Below are 15,244 nucleotides of genomic sequence, written 5' to 3'. Positions count from 1 at the left end.
GGTTGCTACATAAATGGTTCTATCAGACTAATGAAAAGCAAATAGATAATGAAACGAAGCATTAATAAAGTTGCAGTTTTAGGTTCGGGTATTATGGGGTCGCGTATCGCATGCCACTTCGCCAACATTGGTGTAGAGGTTTTGTTGTTAGATATTGCCCCTAAAGAACTGAGCCCTGAAGAGCAGGCAAAAGGATTAACACTGGATAACCCAGTTGTAAAAAACCGGATTGTTAATACAGCTTTGCAAACAGCCGTAAAAACAAACCCATCTCCAGTTTATACCAAAAAAGCATTAAATAAGATCAAAACTGGGAATTTCGACGATGATATGCCGAAAATTACCGGTTACGATTGGGTAATTGAAGTCGTGGTTGAAAATCTTGATATCAAGAAAAAAGTTTTCGAACAGGTAGAACAATTCCGCAAACCAGGTACATTGATTACCTCAAATACTTCAGGTATTCCTATCCACTTAATGGCTGAAGGAAGGAGTGATGATTTTAAATCGCATTTCTGTGGTACACACTTTTTTAATCCACCGCGCTATTTAAAATTGTTAGAGGTTATCCCTACGCCACACACGCAACCTGAAATTGTTGATTTTCTGATGCATTATGGCGATAAGTTTTTAGGAAAAACAACTGTTTTATGTAAAGATACGCCAGCTTTTATCGCCAACCGTGTAGGTGTTTATTCCATCATGGCACTTTTGCATTTGGTTGAGAAACTGGATCTGACAGTCGAAGAGGTTGATAAATTTACCGGACCAGCCTTAGGTAGACCAAAATCGGCTACTTTCCGTACTTCGGATGTGGTTGGTTTAGATACCATGATCAAAGTTGCAAAAGGACTTTATGATAACTGTCCGGATGATAAAGCACACGATTTGTTTAAACTACCTGCGTATGTGCAAAAGATGGAAGAGAACAAATGGCTTGGGGATAAAACCCAACAAGGTTTCTATAAAAAAACGAAATCTGCTGATGGTAAAACCGAAATCCTTGCGCTTGACTTAAAAACATTAGAATATAAACCGCAGCAAAAAGTAAAATCGGCCACCTTAGAAATGACTAAGCCGATTGAAAACCTTCGTGAACGCATGAAGATTTTTGCTAAAGGAAAAGATAAAGCCGGCGAATTGTTCCGCCATTCTTCATTTGGCTTATTTGAATATGTATCCGATCGTATCCCTGAAATTTCTGATGAATTGTACCGTATCGACGATGCCATGCGTGCAGGTTTCGGTTGGGAACTTGGTCCTTTCGAACTTTGGGATGCGGTTGGCGTAAAAGAAGCCATCGAAGGAATGGAGCAATATGGCAATAAAGCTGCGGCTTGGGTGCATGAAATGCTCGATGCCGGAAATACTTCATTCTATAAAGTAGAAAACGGCATTAAAAAATATTACGATATCCCTTCTAAAAGTTATAAAGCCTTACCGGGAACGGATGAGTTTATCATTTTAGATAACCTTCGCGAAAATAAAACCCTTTGGAAAAATTCAGGTGTTTCGATTATCGATCTGGGCGATGGCATTCTGAATGTAGAATTCCACACTAAAATGAATACTATTGGCGGTGATGTGATCTCTGGAATAAACAAAGCGATTGATATGGCCGAGAAAGATTACCGTGGTTTGGTAATCGGCAACGATGGTGCAAATTTCTCTGCTGGGGCAAATGTGGGTATGATTTTTATGATGGCGGTAGAGCAGGAGTGGGATGAATTGAACATGGCGATCAGGATGTTTCAAAATACTTCAATGCGCATCCGTTATTCTTCTATCCCGGTTGTGGTGGCACCTCATAATTTAACCCTGGGTGGTGGTTGCGAGTTCAGTTTACATGCCGATCATGTTCAGCTTTCGGCCGAAACTTATATGGGCTTGGTTGAGTTTGGTGTGGGCGTTATCCCTGGTGGTGGCGGAACAAAAGAATTTGCTTTACGTGCATCTGATGAATATAAAGATGATCAGATTGTGCAGAATGCCTTGAAAGACCGTTTTCTAACCATTGGAATGGCCAAAGTTTCTACTTCGGGTTACGAGGCTTACGAACTGGGCTATCTGCAAAAGGATAAATTCTCAATCTCGATGAACAGAAATCGCTTATTGGCAGATGCAAAAGCTAAAGCAATAGAGCTGGCTGATGCTGGCTATACGAAACCTGTTCAACGGAACGATATCAAAGTATTAGGAAAACAAGGATTGGGAATTGTTTATGCTGGCGCAAACAGCATGTATGCGGGGCATTTCATTTCTGAACACGATAAAAAAATATCCGAAAAACTAGGTTATGTAATGTGCGGCGGCGATTTATCGGCTCCAACTGAAGTAACCGAGCAATATTTATTGGATCTGGAAAGAGAAGCCTTTTTATCCCTTGCTGGCGAAAGGAAATCGCTAGAGCGGATCCAATCAATTATTACTAAAGGGAAACCGTTGAGGAATTAAGTTGAGAGTGGAGATGTGAGATATTAGATTTGAGAAAGTAATTGGTCTCACATCTAGCGTCTCAAATCTCATATCTAAAAAAACAATAATCGGTTTGAGTTTGAATTTGGGCAGGTCTCAAATCTCAAATCTCAGATCTCAAATCTTAAACAATGGAAGCATATATTATAGCCGGATATCGTACAGCAGTGGGCAAAGCACCCCGTGGCGTATTCCGTTTTACAAGAGCTGATGATTTAGCCGCAGAAGTAATCAGGGCTTTAGTGGCATCGGTTCCGAATTTAGACAACGAACAGATTGATGATGTGATTGTGGGTAACGCTACTCCGGAAGCAGAGCAGGGCTTAAATATTGGCCGCATGATTTCGCTAATGGGTTTGGATACCGATAAAGTTCCTGGTGTTACCGTAAACCGTTACTGCGCATCGGGTTTAGATACCATTGCAACAGCAGTTGCTAAAATTAAAGCCGGTATGGCCGATTGTATTATTGCCGGTGGTGTAGAGGTAATGAGCGGAATGCCTTTTGGGGGATGGAAACTCGTTCCTAATGCAGAAGTTGCAAAAAACAATCCAGACTGGTATTGGGGTATGGGGTTAACAGCCGAAGCAGTAGCTAAAGAATATAATGTGAGCCGTGAAGATCAGGATGCTTTTTCGTTAAAATCTCATGAGAAAGCCATTCATGCTATAAAAAATGGTCATTTAAAAGATGGTGTTTTGCCAATCACGGTAAACGAAAATTACCTTGATGCCAACCTTAAAAAGAAAACCCGTTCTTACGTGGTCGATACCGATGAAGGTCCACGTGCAGATACTACCTTAGATAAATTGGCCAAACTGAAACCCGTATTCGATGCGGTTGGAAGTGTAACCGCAGGTAATTCATCGCAAACATCTGATGGAGCAGCTTTTGTTTTGGTGGTGTCTGAAAAGAAAATGAAAGAATTAAATGCAGAACCGATTGCCAGGTTGGTAAGCTATGGTATTGCAGGAGTTCCGCCACGCATTATGGGGATTGGACCAATTGAGGCTATTCCAAAAGCGTTGAAACAAGCAGGTTTGAAAAAAGAAGATATCGACCTAATTGAGCTGAATGAAGCTTTTGCCTCACAATCGTTAGCCGTAATCAGAACATTGGATTTAAATCCTGATGTAATTAACGTAAATGGTGGTGCAATTGCATTGGGGCATCCGCTGGGTTGTACAGGAGCAAAACTGACCGTACAGGTTATGAACGAGCTAAAAAGACAGAACAAAAAGTACGGAATGGTAACCATGTGCGTAGGAACCGGGCAAGGTGCCGCAGGGATATTTGAGCTTCTTTAGAATTGAGATATTAGATGTGAGATTTGAGAAAATGCATCCGTTTATACCTGAGCAGATAAATTTTATAAAAAATGAATAATTTAAAAGAGTTGAAAATCTGGAATAAAGCAATTGATTTAGCTGTTAATGTTTACAAAGCAACTTCAACTTTTCCAAATGATGAACGCTTTGGACTGATTAGTCAATCTAGAAGAGCAGCCGTCTCAATTCCATCTAACATCGCAGAAGGAGCAGGAAGAAATTCGACTAAAGAGTTTAATCACTTTTTGGGAATAGCAAATGGTTCTTCTTATGAACTGCAAACTCAATTGGTAATCGCTAATAAACTCGCAATTCTTGAATCTGAAATTTTAGATCCTTTACTCACTCAGATTGATGAGTTACAAAAAATGACTTACGGTTTTCAGCAGATGCTGGAGAAGAAAATTAATAAAAAGACATGAGACAATAGAGATGAGAAGGTAATTGGTATCATACCTAACGTCTCATACCTCAAAATAAACAATAAAGATTTGAGATTGGAATTTGAGTAGGTCTCAAATCTCATGTCTCAAATCTAATTATCTCATGAAACAATAAACGATTTGAGTTTGAATTTGGGCAGGTCTCAAATCTCAAATCTCATTTCTCAAATCTCATAACAATGGAAACAACTGAAAAAAAGACAATTAAAGGCGGTGAATTCTTAATTAAGGATACCACTTATCAGGAAGTATTTATTCCTGAAGAATTTGATGAAGAGCAGCAGATGATTGCGCAAACCTGTCGCGATTTTTTGGCTGCTGAGGTTTATCCCAATTTAGATAAAATTGACAAACAGGAAGATCCTGAGCTAATGCCAACACTCTTAACCAAAGCTGGTGAGCTGGGCATTTTAGGCGTTTCGGTACCGGAAGAATATGGCGGTTTTGGTAAAAACTTCAATACTTCCATGCTGGTTGCTGATGTAGTAGGTGCAGGCCACTCTTTTGCCGTTGCACTTTCTGCTCATACCGGGATTGGTACGCTACCGATTTTATATTACGGTAACGATGCACAAAAAGCAAAATATATTCCAAAACTAGGTTCTGGCGAATGGAAAGCAGCGTATTGTTTAACAGAGCCAAACTCAGGTTCGGATGCGAACTCTGGAAAAACCAAAGCCACGCTGAGCGACGATGGCAAACACTATATCATCACCGGACAAAAAATGTGGATTACAAATGGTGGTTTTGCCGATATTTTTATTGTTTTCGCTAAAATTGATGATGATAAAAACTTAACCGCATTTATTGTGGAGAAAAATTTCGGTGGCATCACTATGAATCCCGAAGAGCATAAAATGGGTATTAAAGGTTCTTCAACCCGTCAGGTTTTCTTTAACGATTGTCCCGTGCCGGTTGAGAACATGTTGAGCGATAGAGAAAATGGATTCAAAATAGCGGTTAACATTTTAAATATTGGCCGTATCAAATTATCAGCGGCAGCAATTGGTGCTTCAAAAGCAACTTTAAATACAGCGATTAATTATTCGAATGAGCGGATCCAGTTTGGCCGCCCGATTTCTAAATATGGCGCCATCCGTTTTAAAATTGCAGAGATTGCTTCTAAGCTTTACGCTGTTGATGCAGCGAACTATCGTGCTGGACAAAATATCGATGATACTTACGATCAACTGGTTGCAGGTGGAATGGAATCTGGTAAAGCGAGGTTAAAATCTGTTGAGCAATTTGCGGTAGAGTGTGCCATTTTAAAAGTGTGGGGCTCTGAAGCATTAGATTATACTGTGGATGAGGGTGTGCAGATTTACGGTGGCATGGGCTTTAGTGCCGATGCACCAATGGACAGGGCGTACCGTGATGCACGCATCAACCGGATTTTTGAAGGAACAAACGAAATTAACCGTTTGTTAACCGTTGATATGATGCTAAAACGTGCCATGAAAGGCGAACTGGATTTAATGACGCCAGCTACAGCAGTTGCAGCCGAATTAATGAGCATTCCTGATTTTGGTGAAGAAGATACTACCTTGTTTGCTGCAGAGAAAAAGGTGCTCTCGAATTTGAAAAAAGCAACTTTAATGGTGGCTGGTGCCGCGGTTCAGAAATTAATGATGACTTTAAGCAAAGAGCAGGAAATTTTAATGAACATTGCCGATATGGCGAGTTATGTTTATGTGCTCGAATCGGCATTGTTGAGAACAGAAAAATTAGCAAGTACCCGCGGAGAGGAAGCCATTGCAGGTCAATTAGATCTGTTAAGAATTTATTTAGTAGAAGCGGTTGATGGTATAGCCAAAGCAGGTAAAGAAGCACTTTGGGCTTTTGCTGAGGGGGATGAGCAACGTATGATGCTGGTTGGTTTGCGCCGCTTTACAAAAGTAGAGCCGTTTAATGTTAAAGATGCCCGCCAAAGAGTTGCGCAACAGCTTATTGAGGCGAACAAATATATCTTTTAAGAGGAGTAAGGTGTAGGGTTTAAGGTTTAGGACCTGGGTGCATTAACTCAGACCCTAAACCTTTTTTGGTTTGTAATAATAGTGTATTTATCGTATGAGTTGTTTTCATCTTATTTCGTCATGTTGAGCCTGTCGAAACACCTTAATCTGAATTTTAACAAATGCTTGTTCCTAACATTGATAGATTCCAAAAGAAAGTTCGTCATGGCGAGGAAGAATGACGAAGCAATCTTATAACTATGGGGTATCGCGATCGCATTAAGATTGCTTCATCATATTTGAAAAATTAGCTTAGTTTTTAGGGTTGTGCTATTAAAATCCTATTTTCGCGCATGATTAAATTTAGATCCCTTACCATACTCTTTTTATGTGTAGTTGCAGTTTCATCTTGTAAAAAAGATGAGGACCCTGAAAAACAGATTGCCGATTTCATCAAGCAAAATAATATTAATGCAGTTAGAGACGATTCTGGCTTATATTATCAGATCATTAAACCGGGTACAGGTTCTTTTACTTATCCAAATAACACCAAAATAACCATTAAATATGAAGGTAGGTTATTAGATGGAACTGTATTTGATAATGGCGATGGCAAAGAGCAGACCTTTAATCTTGCCGAACTAATATCAGGTTGGAGAATCGGTATTCCCAAAATCCAAAAAGGTGGAGAAATCAGGTTGATCGTGCCACCGGGTTTGGGTTATGGAAATGACTCGGTAGGTCCTATTCCAGGTAATTCGGTATTAGATTTTACCATACAACTTTCGAATGTACAGTAATGAAGGCTATTAATCAGCTACGTTTTGCAGTAGCATATTTGTTAAAATAGGTTAAAAATTGTAGCATCCGTATTAAAAGCTTATTTTTGCGGATGATGGTTAAGTTTAAATATTTTATACTCATGATCTGCCTTATAGGGTGCTTGGCAGCCTGTAAGAAAAATGAACCAGTAGATGATTACGATCCTACTCCACAATTTAAGGCCGATACTGCTGCAATAAGTGCTTTTGTTAAGACGAATAATATCCAGGCTACGAAAGATGCCAGTGGTATATTTTATCAGATATTAGAGCCTGGGGCAGGAAGTGTAACTTATCAAGCTTCTACTAAAATTACCTCCAATTATGAAGGTAAACTGTTAAACGGTACTGTTTTCGATACCACTAATGGTACTCCTATATCATTTATATTGGGAAATGTGATCGTAGGCTGGCAGATCGGAATTCAGAAAATACAAAAAGGTGGTAAGATCAGATTAATTATACCTTCATATTACGCTTATGGAACGCGATCTCCATCATCTCTGGTTCCAGCAAATTCAATACTCGATTTTACTATAACACTTACAGACGTACAATAATAAATGAACAAATTTACTAAACTTAGCCTATTCGCACTTTTACTGGCTACTACAATCTTCAGCTCATGTAAAAAAGAATATGAGTCTATTGAAAGTGTAGATGATGCCGCTATCCAGGCTTATCTTAAAAAGAATAATCTTAGCTTTGATAAGGATACAAAAGGCTACTATTATAAAGTTACTACACCTGGTACTGGTGATGTTATTAAAAACCAAGATTCGGTTTATTATTCTTATACTTTTAAAACCTTATCTGGGCAGGTGCTAAATCAAACATCTGATTTAATGATTCCAGGTACCTTTTTGGGTTATACAGACCGATTTACGATCAATAGTGTATCATATGTATTTACACCAATTAGAGAAGTGTTAACCAAATTAAAAAGAGGAGGCAAAGCAACATTAATTATGCCTTCTAGCATGGCTTTTGGCAGGAACGGCGTAAGTTTTTTAAATATTGGATCAAATGAAAATATCCTTGTTGATTTAGGGATATATGCTGGAGCGAAAAGACACGAAATAGACGAATTTGAGATCAATAAATTTATTACCAACAATAATTTAACACTGATTAAAGATCCTTCTAGAGCACGCTATAGTATTACCACCGCTGGAACAGGAACTGATGTAATTAATGTGAACTCTACAATAGTTGCTAACTACACGGTTCGCTATTTAGATGGAACAGTTTTGCAAACGAGTACCGATGGAACTTTTACCGATGTTTTAAGTAATTTATACAAAGGCTGGCAATTAATATTGCCAGGAAAAGTAACATCTGGAGGTAAACTACGTTTAATCATTCCCACAGACTTGGGTAATGGGCTTCAGCCTTTAGATTTTGATATAGAAATTGTAAAGGTTACAAATTAGATAAAGCCTCTTTAAAAACTTTTAAAACTCTTTCCCTCGCAAAGGTATGCTCAACTATTGGTTGGGCATATTTTTTTGTCCCAAATTCCGGCACCCACTTTTTAATATATTCGAACTTAGGGTCGAATTTTTTGGTTTGAAGCTCGGGATTAAAAACCCTAAAGTACGGTGCGGCATCATTTCCTGATCCGGCTGCCCATTGCCAGCCGCCCACATTGCTTGCCATTTCGTAATCCAATAACTTTTCTGCAAAATAAGCTTCTCCCCAGCGCCAATCGATGAGTAAATGTTTGGTTAAAAAACTGCCCACAATCATGCGTACGCGGTTGTGCATCCAGCCAGTTTCATTGAGCTGCCTCATGCCGGCATCTACAATAGGGTAACCAGTATTGCCTTCGCACCAGGCTTTAAACTCATCTTCGTTGTTGCGCCATTTAATTTTATCGTATTGTTTTTTAAAAGAATCGAAAGCTGAGTAGGGGAAATGCCAAAGGATGGTCATGTAAAATTCCCGCCAGGCCAATTCAGAAAGCCAGACAGTCGATTTCGCTTCCAATGCATCTTTTACAGCTTTCCGAATGCTCAATGTTCCAAAACGCAAATGCAGTCCGATATGTGTGGTGCCGTCTAAAGCAGGGAAATCGCGTTCTTTTGCGTAATCATCGAGTTTGTTTTTATAACTGATTTTCGGAAAATCCAGCTTGCTCTTTTTAAAGCTCATTTCATTCAAGCCTGGGTAGGGTAGATGTTTGATTTGCAATAAATTTTTAAGATATTTTTTAGTCGGATAAGCCTTAACATAAAAATCATTTAGTTTGGCATGCCATTGTTTGTAGAAAGGTGTAAAAACAGTGTAAGGTGTCTTATCAGCTTTTAAAATTTCATTTTTTTCAAAAATAACCTGATCCTTATACGTTTTGAAGGCTATTTTTTCGCTGGTTAAAAATTCGGCCATGTTATCATCACGTTCGCGGGCATAAGGTTCGTAGTCGTGATTGGCATATACACCCTTAACATCATATTCTTTTAAAATCTCTGACCATATTTTTTCAGGCTTGCCATATTTTACCAATAAATCTGACCCATGTAGCTGAAGTTCTTTTTTTAAATCCTCAATGGTTTGGTAAATAAAAGTTACGCGGGGATCATCCTTTGGTAGTTTATCCAGTATATTTTTGTCGAAAATAAAAAGTGGCAACACAGGATAATCGCTTTTTAAAGCGTGATATAAAGCAGCATTATCTGCTAAACGTAAATCGCGGCGAAACCAAATGATTGATATTGAAGTCATTGATGGGAATTAGAAATTAATTAATTACGTCATGCTGAACTTGTTTCAGCATCTATCCTGGAAAGACCCTGAAATAAATTACCTTCGGTGAGCTCGCTAAGGCTCGGTTCAGGGTGACGGGTCAGTTAATCGGTTAAACCTATTTGTACAGATCCTTCAAAGCATCCTCCAAATGGGTGAATTTAAATTTGAATCCTGCATCCAGAATTTTTTGTGCCGAGGTATTATTGCTCATTAAAACAGCTTCAACACGCTCGCCCAATAACAATTCTAATGCCTTTTTCGGAACCTTGATCGGCCAAACAGGACGATGCAGCTGTTTGGCAAGGGCTTTGGTTAGCGCTTTATTCGTGACTGGAAAAGGAGCACAGGCATTATAACAATTCTCCATTTTAAGGTTTTCGATGGCTTCGATGTACATTTCTACCATATCATCAATATGCAGCCAGGGAGTCCATTGTTTACCTGTACCTAAAGCTGCTCCGGCAAACAACTTAATTGGTTTATCGAGTTGTGGTAAGGCGCCGCCATGATTACTTAAAACGATTCCGGTACGGAGTTTTACAATCCGGAGGCTTAGCTTTTTGCCTTGGTCTACCGCATCTTCCCAAAGTTTACAGCATTCAGCTAAAAACCCGTAACCGTTTGGACTTTCTTCGGTTAAAATTTCATCACCACAATCGCCATAAAAACCAACTGCCGAAGCAGAAATAAACGATTTTAGCTGGTTGTCGGGTTTAGATTTAATGGTTTTAAAGAGTAATTCTGTTGATTTTACACGGCTATCGATGATCTGTTTTTTCCGTTCATCAGTCCATTTTTTATCGGCAACTGGCTCTCCTGCTAAATGAATAATAGCATCTACACCATTCAAACAACCAGCATCAATAGTTCCTTTGTAAACATCCCACACAAAATTATTCGGATCATTGTTTTTCTTTCGCGAAAGTGTATTCACCCCGTAACCTTTACTTAGCAAATGTTTTTTCAGCTCAGTACCCACAAGTCCTGTCGCTCCGGTAATCAGAATCTTTTTTGCCATATTTTTAAAACACTAAAGATACAAAAGGGTTTTTATGGCTTCATTTAAAACGATATTAATTCAGTTTTAATTCTTTTGTTACCTATTTGTAAAGAATTATTTAGGGGTTTGATGAAGAGGAAAAATAAGATAAATTTGTAAACGCGTTCTTACACCCTTTTCGATAAAAGATGTCCAAAAAAATTTTAGTCTGGTTTAGAAATGATCTTCGCTTGCATGACAATGAAATGCTGGTCGAGGCGATTGCTAAGTCTGATTCGATTTTGCCTGTTTACATTCTAGATCGCCGTTCTTTTGGCGAAACAAAATACGGTACGTTAAAAACAGGTAATATTAGAGCGCAATTTATTTTAGAAAGTGTTTTAGGATTACGCAATTCTTTAAAACAGATTGGTGGTAACTTGCTTATCGCCGAAGGCAACCCTGAAGATATTATTCCTCAACTCGTTCAGGAATATGAGATTACTGAAGTTTACCATCACCGTGAAGTGGCACGCGAAGAAACGCATGTTTCAACTTTGGTAGAAAATGCACTTTGGAAATTACGCATCAACCTCAAACATTTTATCGGCCATACCTTGTATAATAAGGAAGATTTGCCTTTTCCCATTAAAGATATTCCCGACGCTTTTAACCAGTTTAAAAAGAAAATTGAACGCGATTCGATTATCAAGCCCTGTTTTTTGGCACCCGATAGGATCAATGTAGCCGAAGTGATTGACTGGGGAACATTATCTTCATTAGAAGAGCTTAATCTGTTGCCACAGCAAAAAGACCAACGTTCTGATTTTGAATTTGTTGGTGGCGAGGCTGAGGGTTTGGCGCATCTTCAAAAAGTGATTGTGGCTATGCAGCAAGCTGCAACAACCAAGAATTTAATTCTGGCTTCAAAACTATCGGCATGGCTGGCCATGGGTAGTTTATCACCACGAAAAGTATACTGGGAAATTAAAAAGATGGAAGGTGTGCCCAATACAAAAGCCATGTTCAACCATATTTTATTAGGCTTGCTTTGGAGAGATTATTTCCGTTTCATGTTCAAAAAATATGGCAATACTTTTTTTAGTCCAGATGGATTTGGCAGTCAGGGGTTGGTTGATATTGTGAATGAGCAAGACAATTTTAGTAAATGGAAGAATGCACAAACAGGTTTTGCCGTGGTAGATGCGGTGATGACGGAGTTAAATCAAACCGGTTTTATCTCGAATATCGCCAGACAAACCGCTGCCTTATATCTGATCAATAATTTAGAAGTAAGCTGGATTTTTGGCGCAGCCTATTTTGAAGAAAAGCTGATTGATTATAACCCTGCAAGCAACTGGGGGAACTGGGCAAATGTAGCAGGTGTAGGTAACGATCAGAAATCAAAAAGTGTTTTCGATCTTGATAAAAATATCAAAAACCTCGACCCAAAAGGCAATTACTCCTTAACTTGGGCATCATAGTTGTAACGACTGAATGATTTGGGTATTGAATGATGGAATTGAAATTTTATCGATTAATACAGGTGGTATTTTTGTCATTCGCTCATTCAATAATTTTCTCATTCAATAATTCTCATTTTAATCGAGATTTTTGCCATTTATATAAGGTAAAATTCTAATTTTGTAATGCTTATAGTAAATAGTTAATAATGGATAAATTATCTTATCTTAATGGCGCAAACGCCGAATATATAGAGTCTTTATATCAATCCTATCAACAAGATCCTGAGTCTGTTGAATTTGGTTGGCAGAAATTTTTTGAAGGTTTCGATTTTGGAAGAGGATCGGAAGCGCCTGCAGTAACAGCAGAAACTCCTGAACAATTTTTAAAAGAGGTTAATGTTTTAAATCTGATTGATGGCTATCGTAGCCGCGGTCACTTATTTACGCACACCAATCCAGTTCGCGAAAGGCGTAAACATTTACCAACATTAGATCTTGCAAATTTTGGATTATCGGATGCTGATTTAGAAACCGTATTCAACTCGGGTGTTGAGATTGGTATTGGTGCGGCAAAATTGAAAGACATTGTAGCCTTTTTAAAACAAACATACGCAGGTTCTATCGGAGCCGAATTTAAGTTTTTACGTACACCTGAAGTGTTGAACTGGATTCAGCAAAAAATGGAAAGTGCACGTAATACCCCTAATTTCTCAATCGATGAGAAAAAACGCATTCTCCGGAAATTAAACGAAGCGGTAAGTTTCGAAAATTTCTTGGGTACAAAATTTTTGGGCCAAAAACGTTTCTCGTTAGAAGGTGCAGAAGCTTTAATCCCTGCTTTAGATTCAGTAATCGAAAAAGGTGCTGAATTAGGTATTGAAGAATTTGTAATTGGTATGGCCCACCGCGGTCGTTTAAACGTGTTGGCCAATATCATGCAAAAAACATATAAAGATATTTTTGCTGAGTTTGAAGGTAAAAGCTACAATCCAGATACGCCATTTGGCGGTGACGTAAAATACCACTTAGGTTACTCTACGGATGTAGCTACCGTTTCGGGTAAAAGTGTTCACTTAAGTTTATGTCCTAACCCATCGCACTTAGAAACCGTTGATGGTGTGGTAGAAGGAATGAGCCGCTCGAAAATCGATTTCAAATATGGTGGTGATAACAGCCGTTTAGCACCAATTTTGATTCATGGTGATGCATCAGTTGCGGGCCAGGGGATTGTTTACGAAGTAATTCAGATGGCAGGCCTTGAAGGTTACAAAACAGGTGGAACCATTCACCTGGTAATTAATAACCAGATTGGTTTTACCACCAATTATAAAGATGCCCGTACCAGTACTTATTGTACCGATATTGCTAAAGTAACTTTATCTCCGGTTTTTCACGTAAATGGTGATGATCCTGAGGCTTTGGTTTATGCAATCAACCTGGCAATGGAATATCGTCAGAAATATAAAAACGATGTTTTTATTGATATCCTTTGCTACCGTCGTTTCGGCCACAACGAGTCTGATGAGCCTAAATTCACGCAGCCATTATTATACAAAACGATCGAAAAACACCCTAATCCAAGGGAAATTTATATTGATCAGTTAACCAAAGAGGGTAAGTTAGAGGCTGGTTTGGCAAAAGAAATGGAAAAAGATTTCCGTGGCATTTTGCAGGAACGCTTAAACGAAGCTAAAGAATTTGTTGCAGGTAATGCCGAAGTTAAATTTGGTGGCGCATGGGCAGATTTGCGTATGGCTACACCTAAAGATTTCGAATCTTCTCCTGTTACTGCGGTTAAAAAATCTACTTTATTGGAAATTGGTAAGCGTATTACTGCTTTGCCATCTAATAAAAAGTTCTTCAAGAAAATCGAAAAACTATTTGCCGAACGTGGCAAAATGGTTAACGAAACCAATGTTTTCGATTGGGCAATGGGCGAGCAGCTGGCTTATGGTACTTTGTTGTCAGAAGGTAAACGTGTTCGTTTAAGCGGCCAGGATGTAGAAAGAGGAACATTCTCTCACCGTCATGCGGTATTAACGCTTGAAGATAGTGAGGAAGAATATGTACCATTGGCTAACATTTCAGATCAACAGGCACCATTTGATATTTACAACTCACACTTATCAGAATACGGTGTTTTAGGTTTCGAATATGGTTATGCAATGGCAAACCCGAATGCTTTAACCATTTGGGAAGCACAATTTGGCGATTTCTTTAACGGGGCACAAATTGTTGTCGATCAGTACATTGCAAGTGCCGAAACTAAATGGCAACGCGAAAACGGTTTGGTGATGTTATTGCCTCACGGTTATGAAGGTCAGGGACCAGAGCATTCATCAGCACGTATAGAGCGTTTTATGGAGCTTTGTGCCGACTATAACATGCAGGTAACAAACTGTACTACTCCGGCTAACTTCTTCCACGTTTTACGCCGTCAGTTTAAACGCGATTTCCGTAAACCTTTGGTGGTATTTACACCTAAAAGTTTATTGCGCCACCCTGCTTGTGTTTCTAAATTAGAAGAATTTACCGAAGGTGGTTTTAAAGAAGTAATTGATGATGTAAATGTTAAAGTTGCAGATGTAACACGTATTGTTTTCTGTAGCGGTAAAATTTACTACGAGTTATTGGAAAAACAACAGGCTGATAAATTGAAACATGTAGCGCTGGTTCGTGTAGAGCAATTATATCCAACTCCTGTTGATCAGATGGAAGCCATCCAGAAAAAATATAAAAATGCTAAAGAAGTTTTCTGGGTACAAGAAGAGCCGGAGAACATGGGCGCATGGCCATATTTGTTCCGCAGGTTGTACAAAACAGCATTAAAAGGCATCGATGTAATTTCGAGAAGAGAAAGCAGCAGTACTGCAACAGGTTTTGCAAAACAACATGCTAATCAACAGGCTTATATTTTAGCAAAAGCGTTAGAGATTTCGGTGACGGATGATGTAAAGGATATCGCCAAAAAAGCAACAAAAAAATTAGTTCAGATAGATTAAATGAGGTTTAAGGCGTAAGGTTTGAGGTAT

The 15,244-nt window shown here is 38.8% G+C and carries 11 protein-coding genes; 9 read left to right on the top strand and 2 right to left on the bottom strand.

What is annotated here, in order from left to right:
- Positions 1–48: 48 nt before the first annotated feature.
- The 7 genes from ASU31_RS15045 to ASU31_RS15015 all read left to right on the top strand — a co-directional run bounded on the left by ASU31_RS15045 (position 49) and on the right by ASU31_RS15015 (position 8,452).
- Positions 49–2,454 carry a 3-hydroxyacyl-CoA dehydrogenase/enoyl-CoA hydratase family protein gene (locus ASU31_RS15045; RefSeq protein ID WP_057933112.1) on the top strand — a complete coding sequence of 802 codons (2,406 nt, stop codon included), beginning with the start codon at positions 49–51 and terminating at the stop codon, positions 2,452–2,454.
- A gap of 152 nt (positions 2,455–2,606) precedes the next feature.
- Positions 2,607–3,782 (top strand): acetyl-CoA C-acyltransferase, encoded by a 1,176-nt coding sequence (locus tag ASU31_RS15040; RefSeq protein ID WP_057933111.1) that lies wholly within the window; start codon positions 2,607–2,609, stop codon positions 3,780–3,782.
- A gap of 71 nt (positions 3,783–3,853) precedes the next feature.
- Entirely contained in the window at positions 3,854–4,225 is a 372-nt protein-coding gene (locus ASU31_RS15035; protein ID WP_057933110.1) for a four helix bundle protein, read from the top strand.
- 200 nt (positions 4,226–4,425) lie between these two features.
- The gene (locus ASU31_RS15030; RefSeq protein ID WP_057933109.1) at positions 4,426–6,219 is read left to right on the top strand and encodes an acyl-CoA dehydrogenase family protein; all 1,794 of its coding nucleotides are present in this window, start codon (positions 4,426–4,428) and stop codon (positions 6,217–6,219) included.
- Between the two features lie 332 nt (positions 6,220–6,551).
- The gene (locus ASU31_RS15025) at positions 6,552–6,998 is read left to right on the top strand and encodes an FKBP-type peptidyl-prolyl cis-trans isomerase (RefSeq protein WP_057933108.1); all 447 of its coding nucleotides are present in this window, start codon (positions 6,552–6,554) and stop codon (positions 6,996–6,998) included.
- A 122-nt stretch (positions 6,999–7,120) separates the two neighbouring features.
- Complete coding sequence (locus ASU31_RS15020) at positions 7,121–7,579, top strand: FKBP-type peptidyl-prolyl cis-trans isomerase (RefSeq protein WP_245224544.1); 459 nt, start codon at positions 7,121–7,123, stop codon at positions 7,577–7,579.
- 3 nt (positions 7,580–7,582) lie between these two features.
- Positions 7,583–8,452, top strand: coding sequence for an FKBP-type peptidyl-prolyl cis-trans isomerase (locus ASU31_RS15015; protein ID WP_057933107.1), 870 nt, complete (start codon positions 7,583–7,585; stop codon positions 8,450–8,452).
- Here ASU31_RS15015 and ASU31_RS15010 read toward each other — a convergent pair.
- Positions 8,442–9,743 carry a cryptochrome/photolyase family protein gene (locus tag ASU31_RS15010; RefSeq protein ID WP_057933106.1) on the bottom strand — a complete coding sequence of 434 codons (1,302 nt, stop codon included), beginning with the start codon at positions 9,741–9,743 and terminating at the stop codon, positions 8,442–8,444. The genes ASU31_RS15015 and ASU31_RS15010 overlap by 11 nt on opposite strands.
- 139 nt (positions 9,744–9,882) lie before the next feature.
- Entirely contained in the window at positions 9,883–10,785 is a 903-nt protein-coding gene (locus ASU31_RS15005; protein WP_057933105.1) for a TIGR01777 family oxidoreductase, read from the bottom strand.
- Positions 10,786–10,955: 170 nt separating this feature from the next.
- Between ASU31_RS15005 and ASU31_RS15000 the strand changes: the two genes are divergently transcribed.
- Positions 10,956–12,230, top strand: coding sequence for a DASH family cryptochrome (locus ASU31_RS15000; RefSeq protein ID WP_057933104.1), 1,275 nt, complete (start codon positions 10,956–10,958; stop codon positions 12,228–12,230).
- Positions 12,231–12,418: 188 nt separating this feature from the next.
- Positions 12,419–15,214, top strand: a complete 2,796-nt coding sequence (locus tag ASU31_RS14995) for a 2-oxoglutarate dehydrogenase E1 component (RefSeq protein ID WP_057933103.1) — start codon at positions 12,419–12,421, stop codon at positions 15,212–15,214.
- Positions 15,215–15,244 lie beyond the last annotated feature (30 nt).

It is taken from the genome of Pedobacter ginsenosidimutans (assembly GCF_001442625.1).
Taxonomy (GTDB): Bacteria; Bacteroidota; Bacteroidia; order Sphingobacteriales; family Sphingobacteriaceae; genus Pedobacter; species Pedobacter ginsenosidimutans.
The sequence above is the reverse complement of the archived record's forward strand: the minus strand, read 5'-3'. Positions and strand labels throughout refer to the sequence as shown.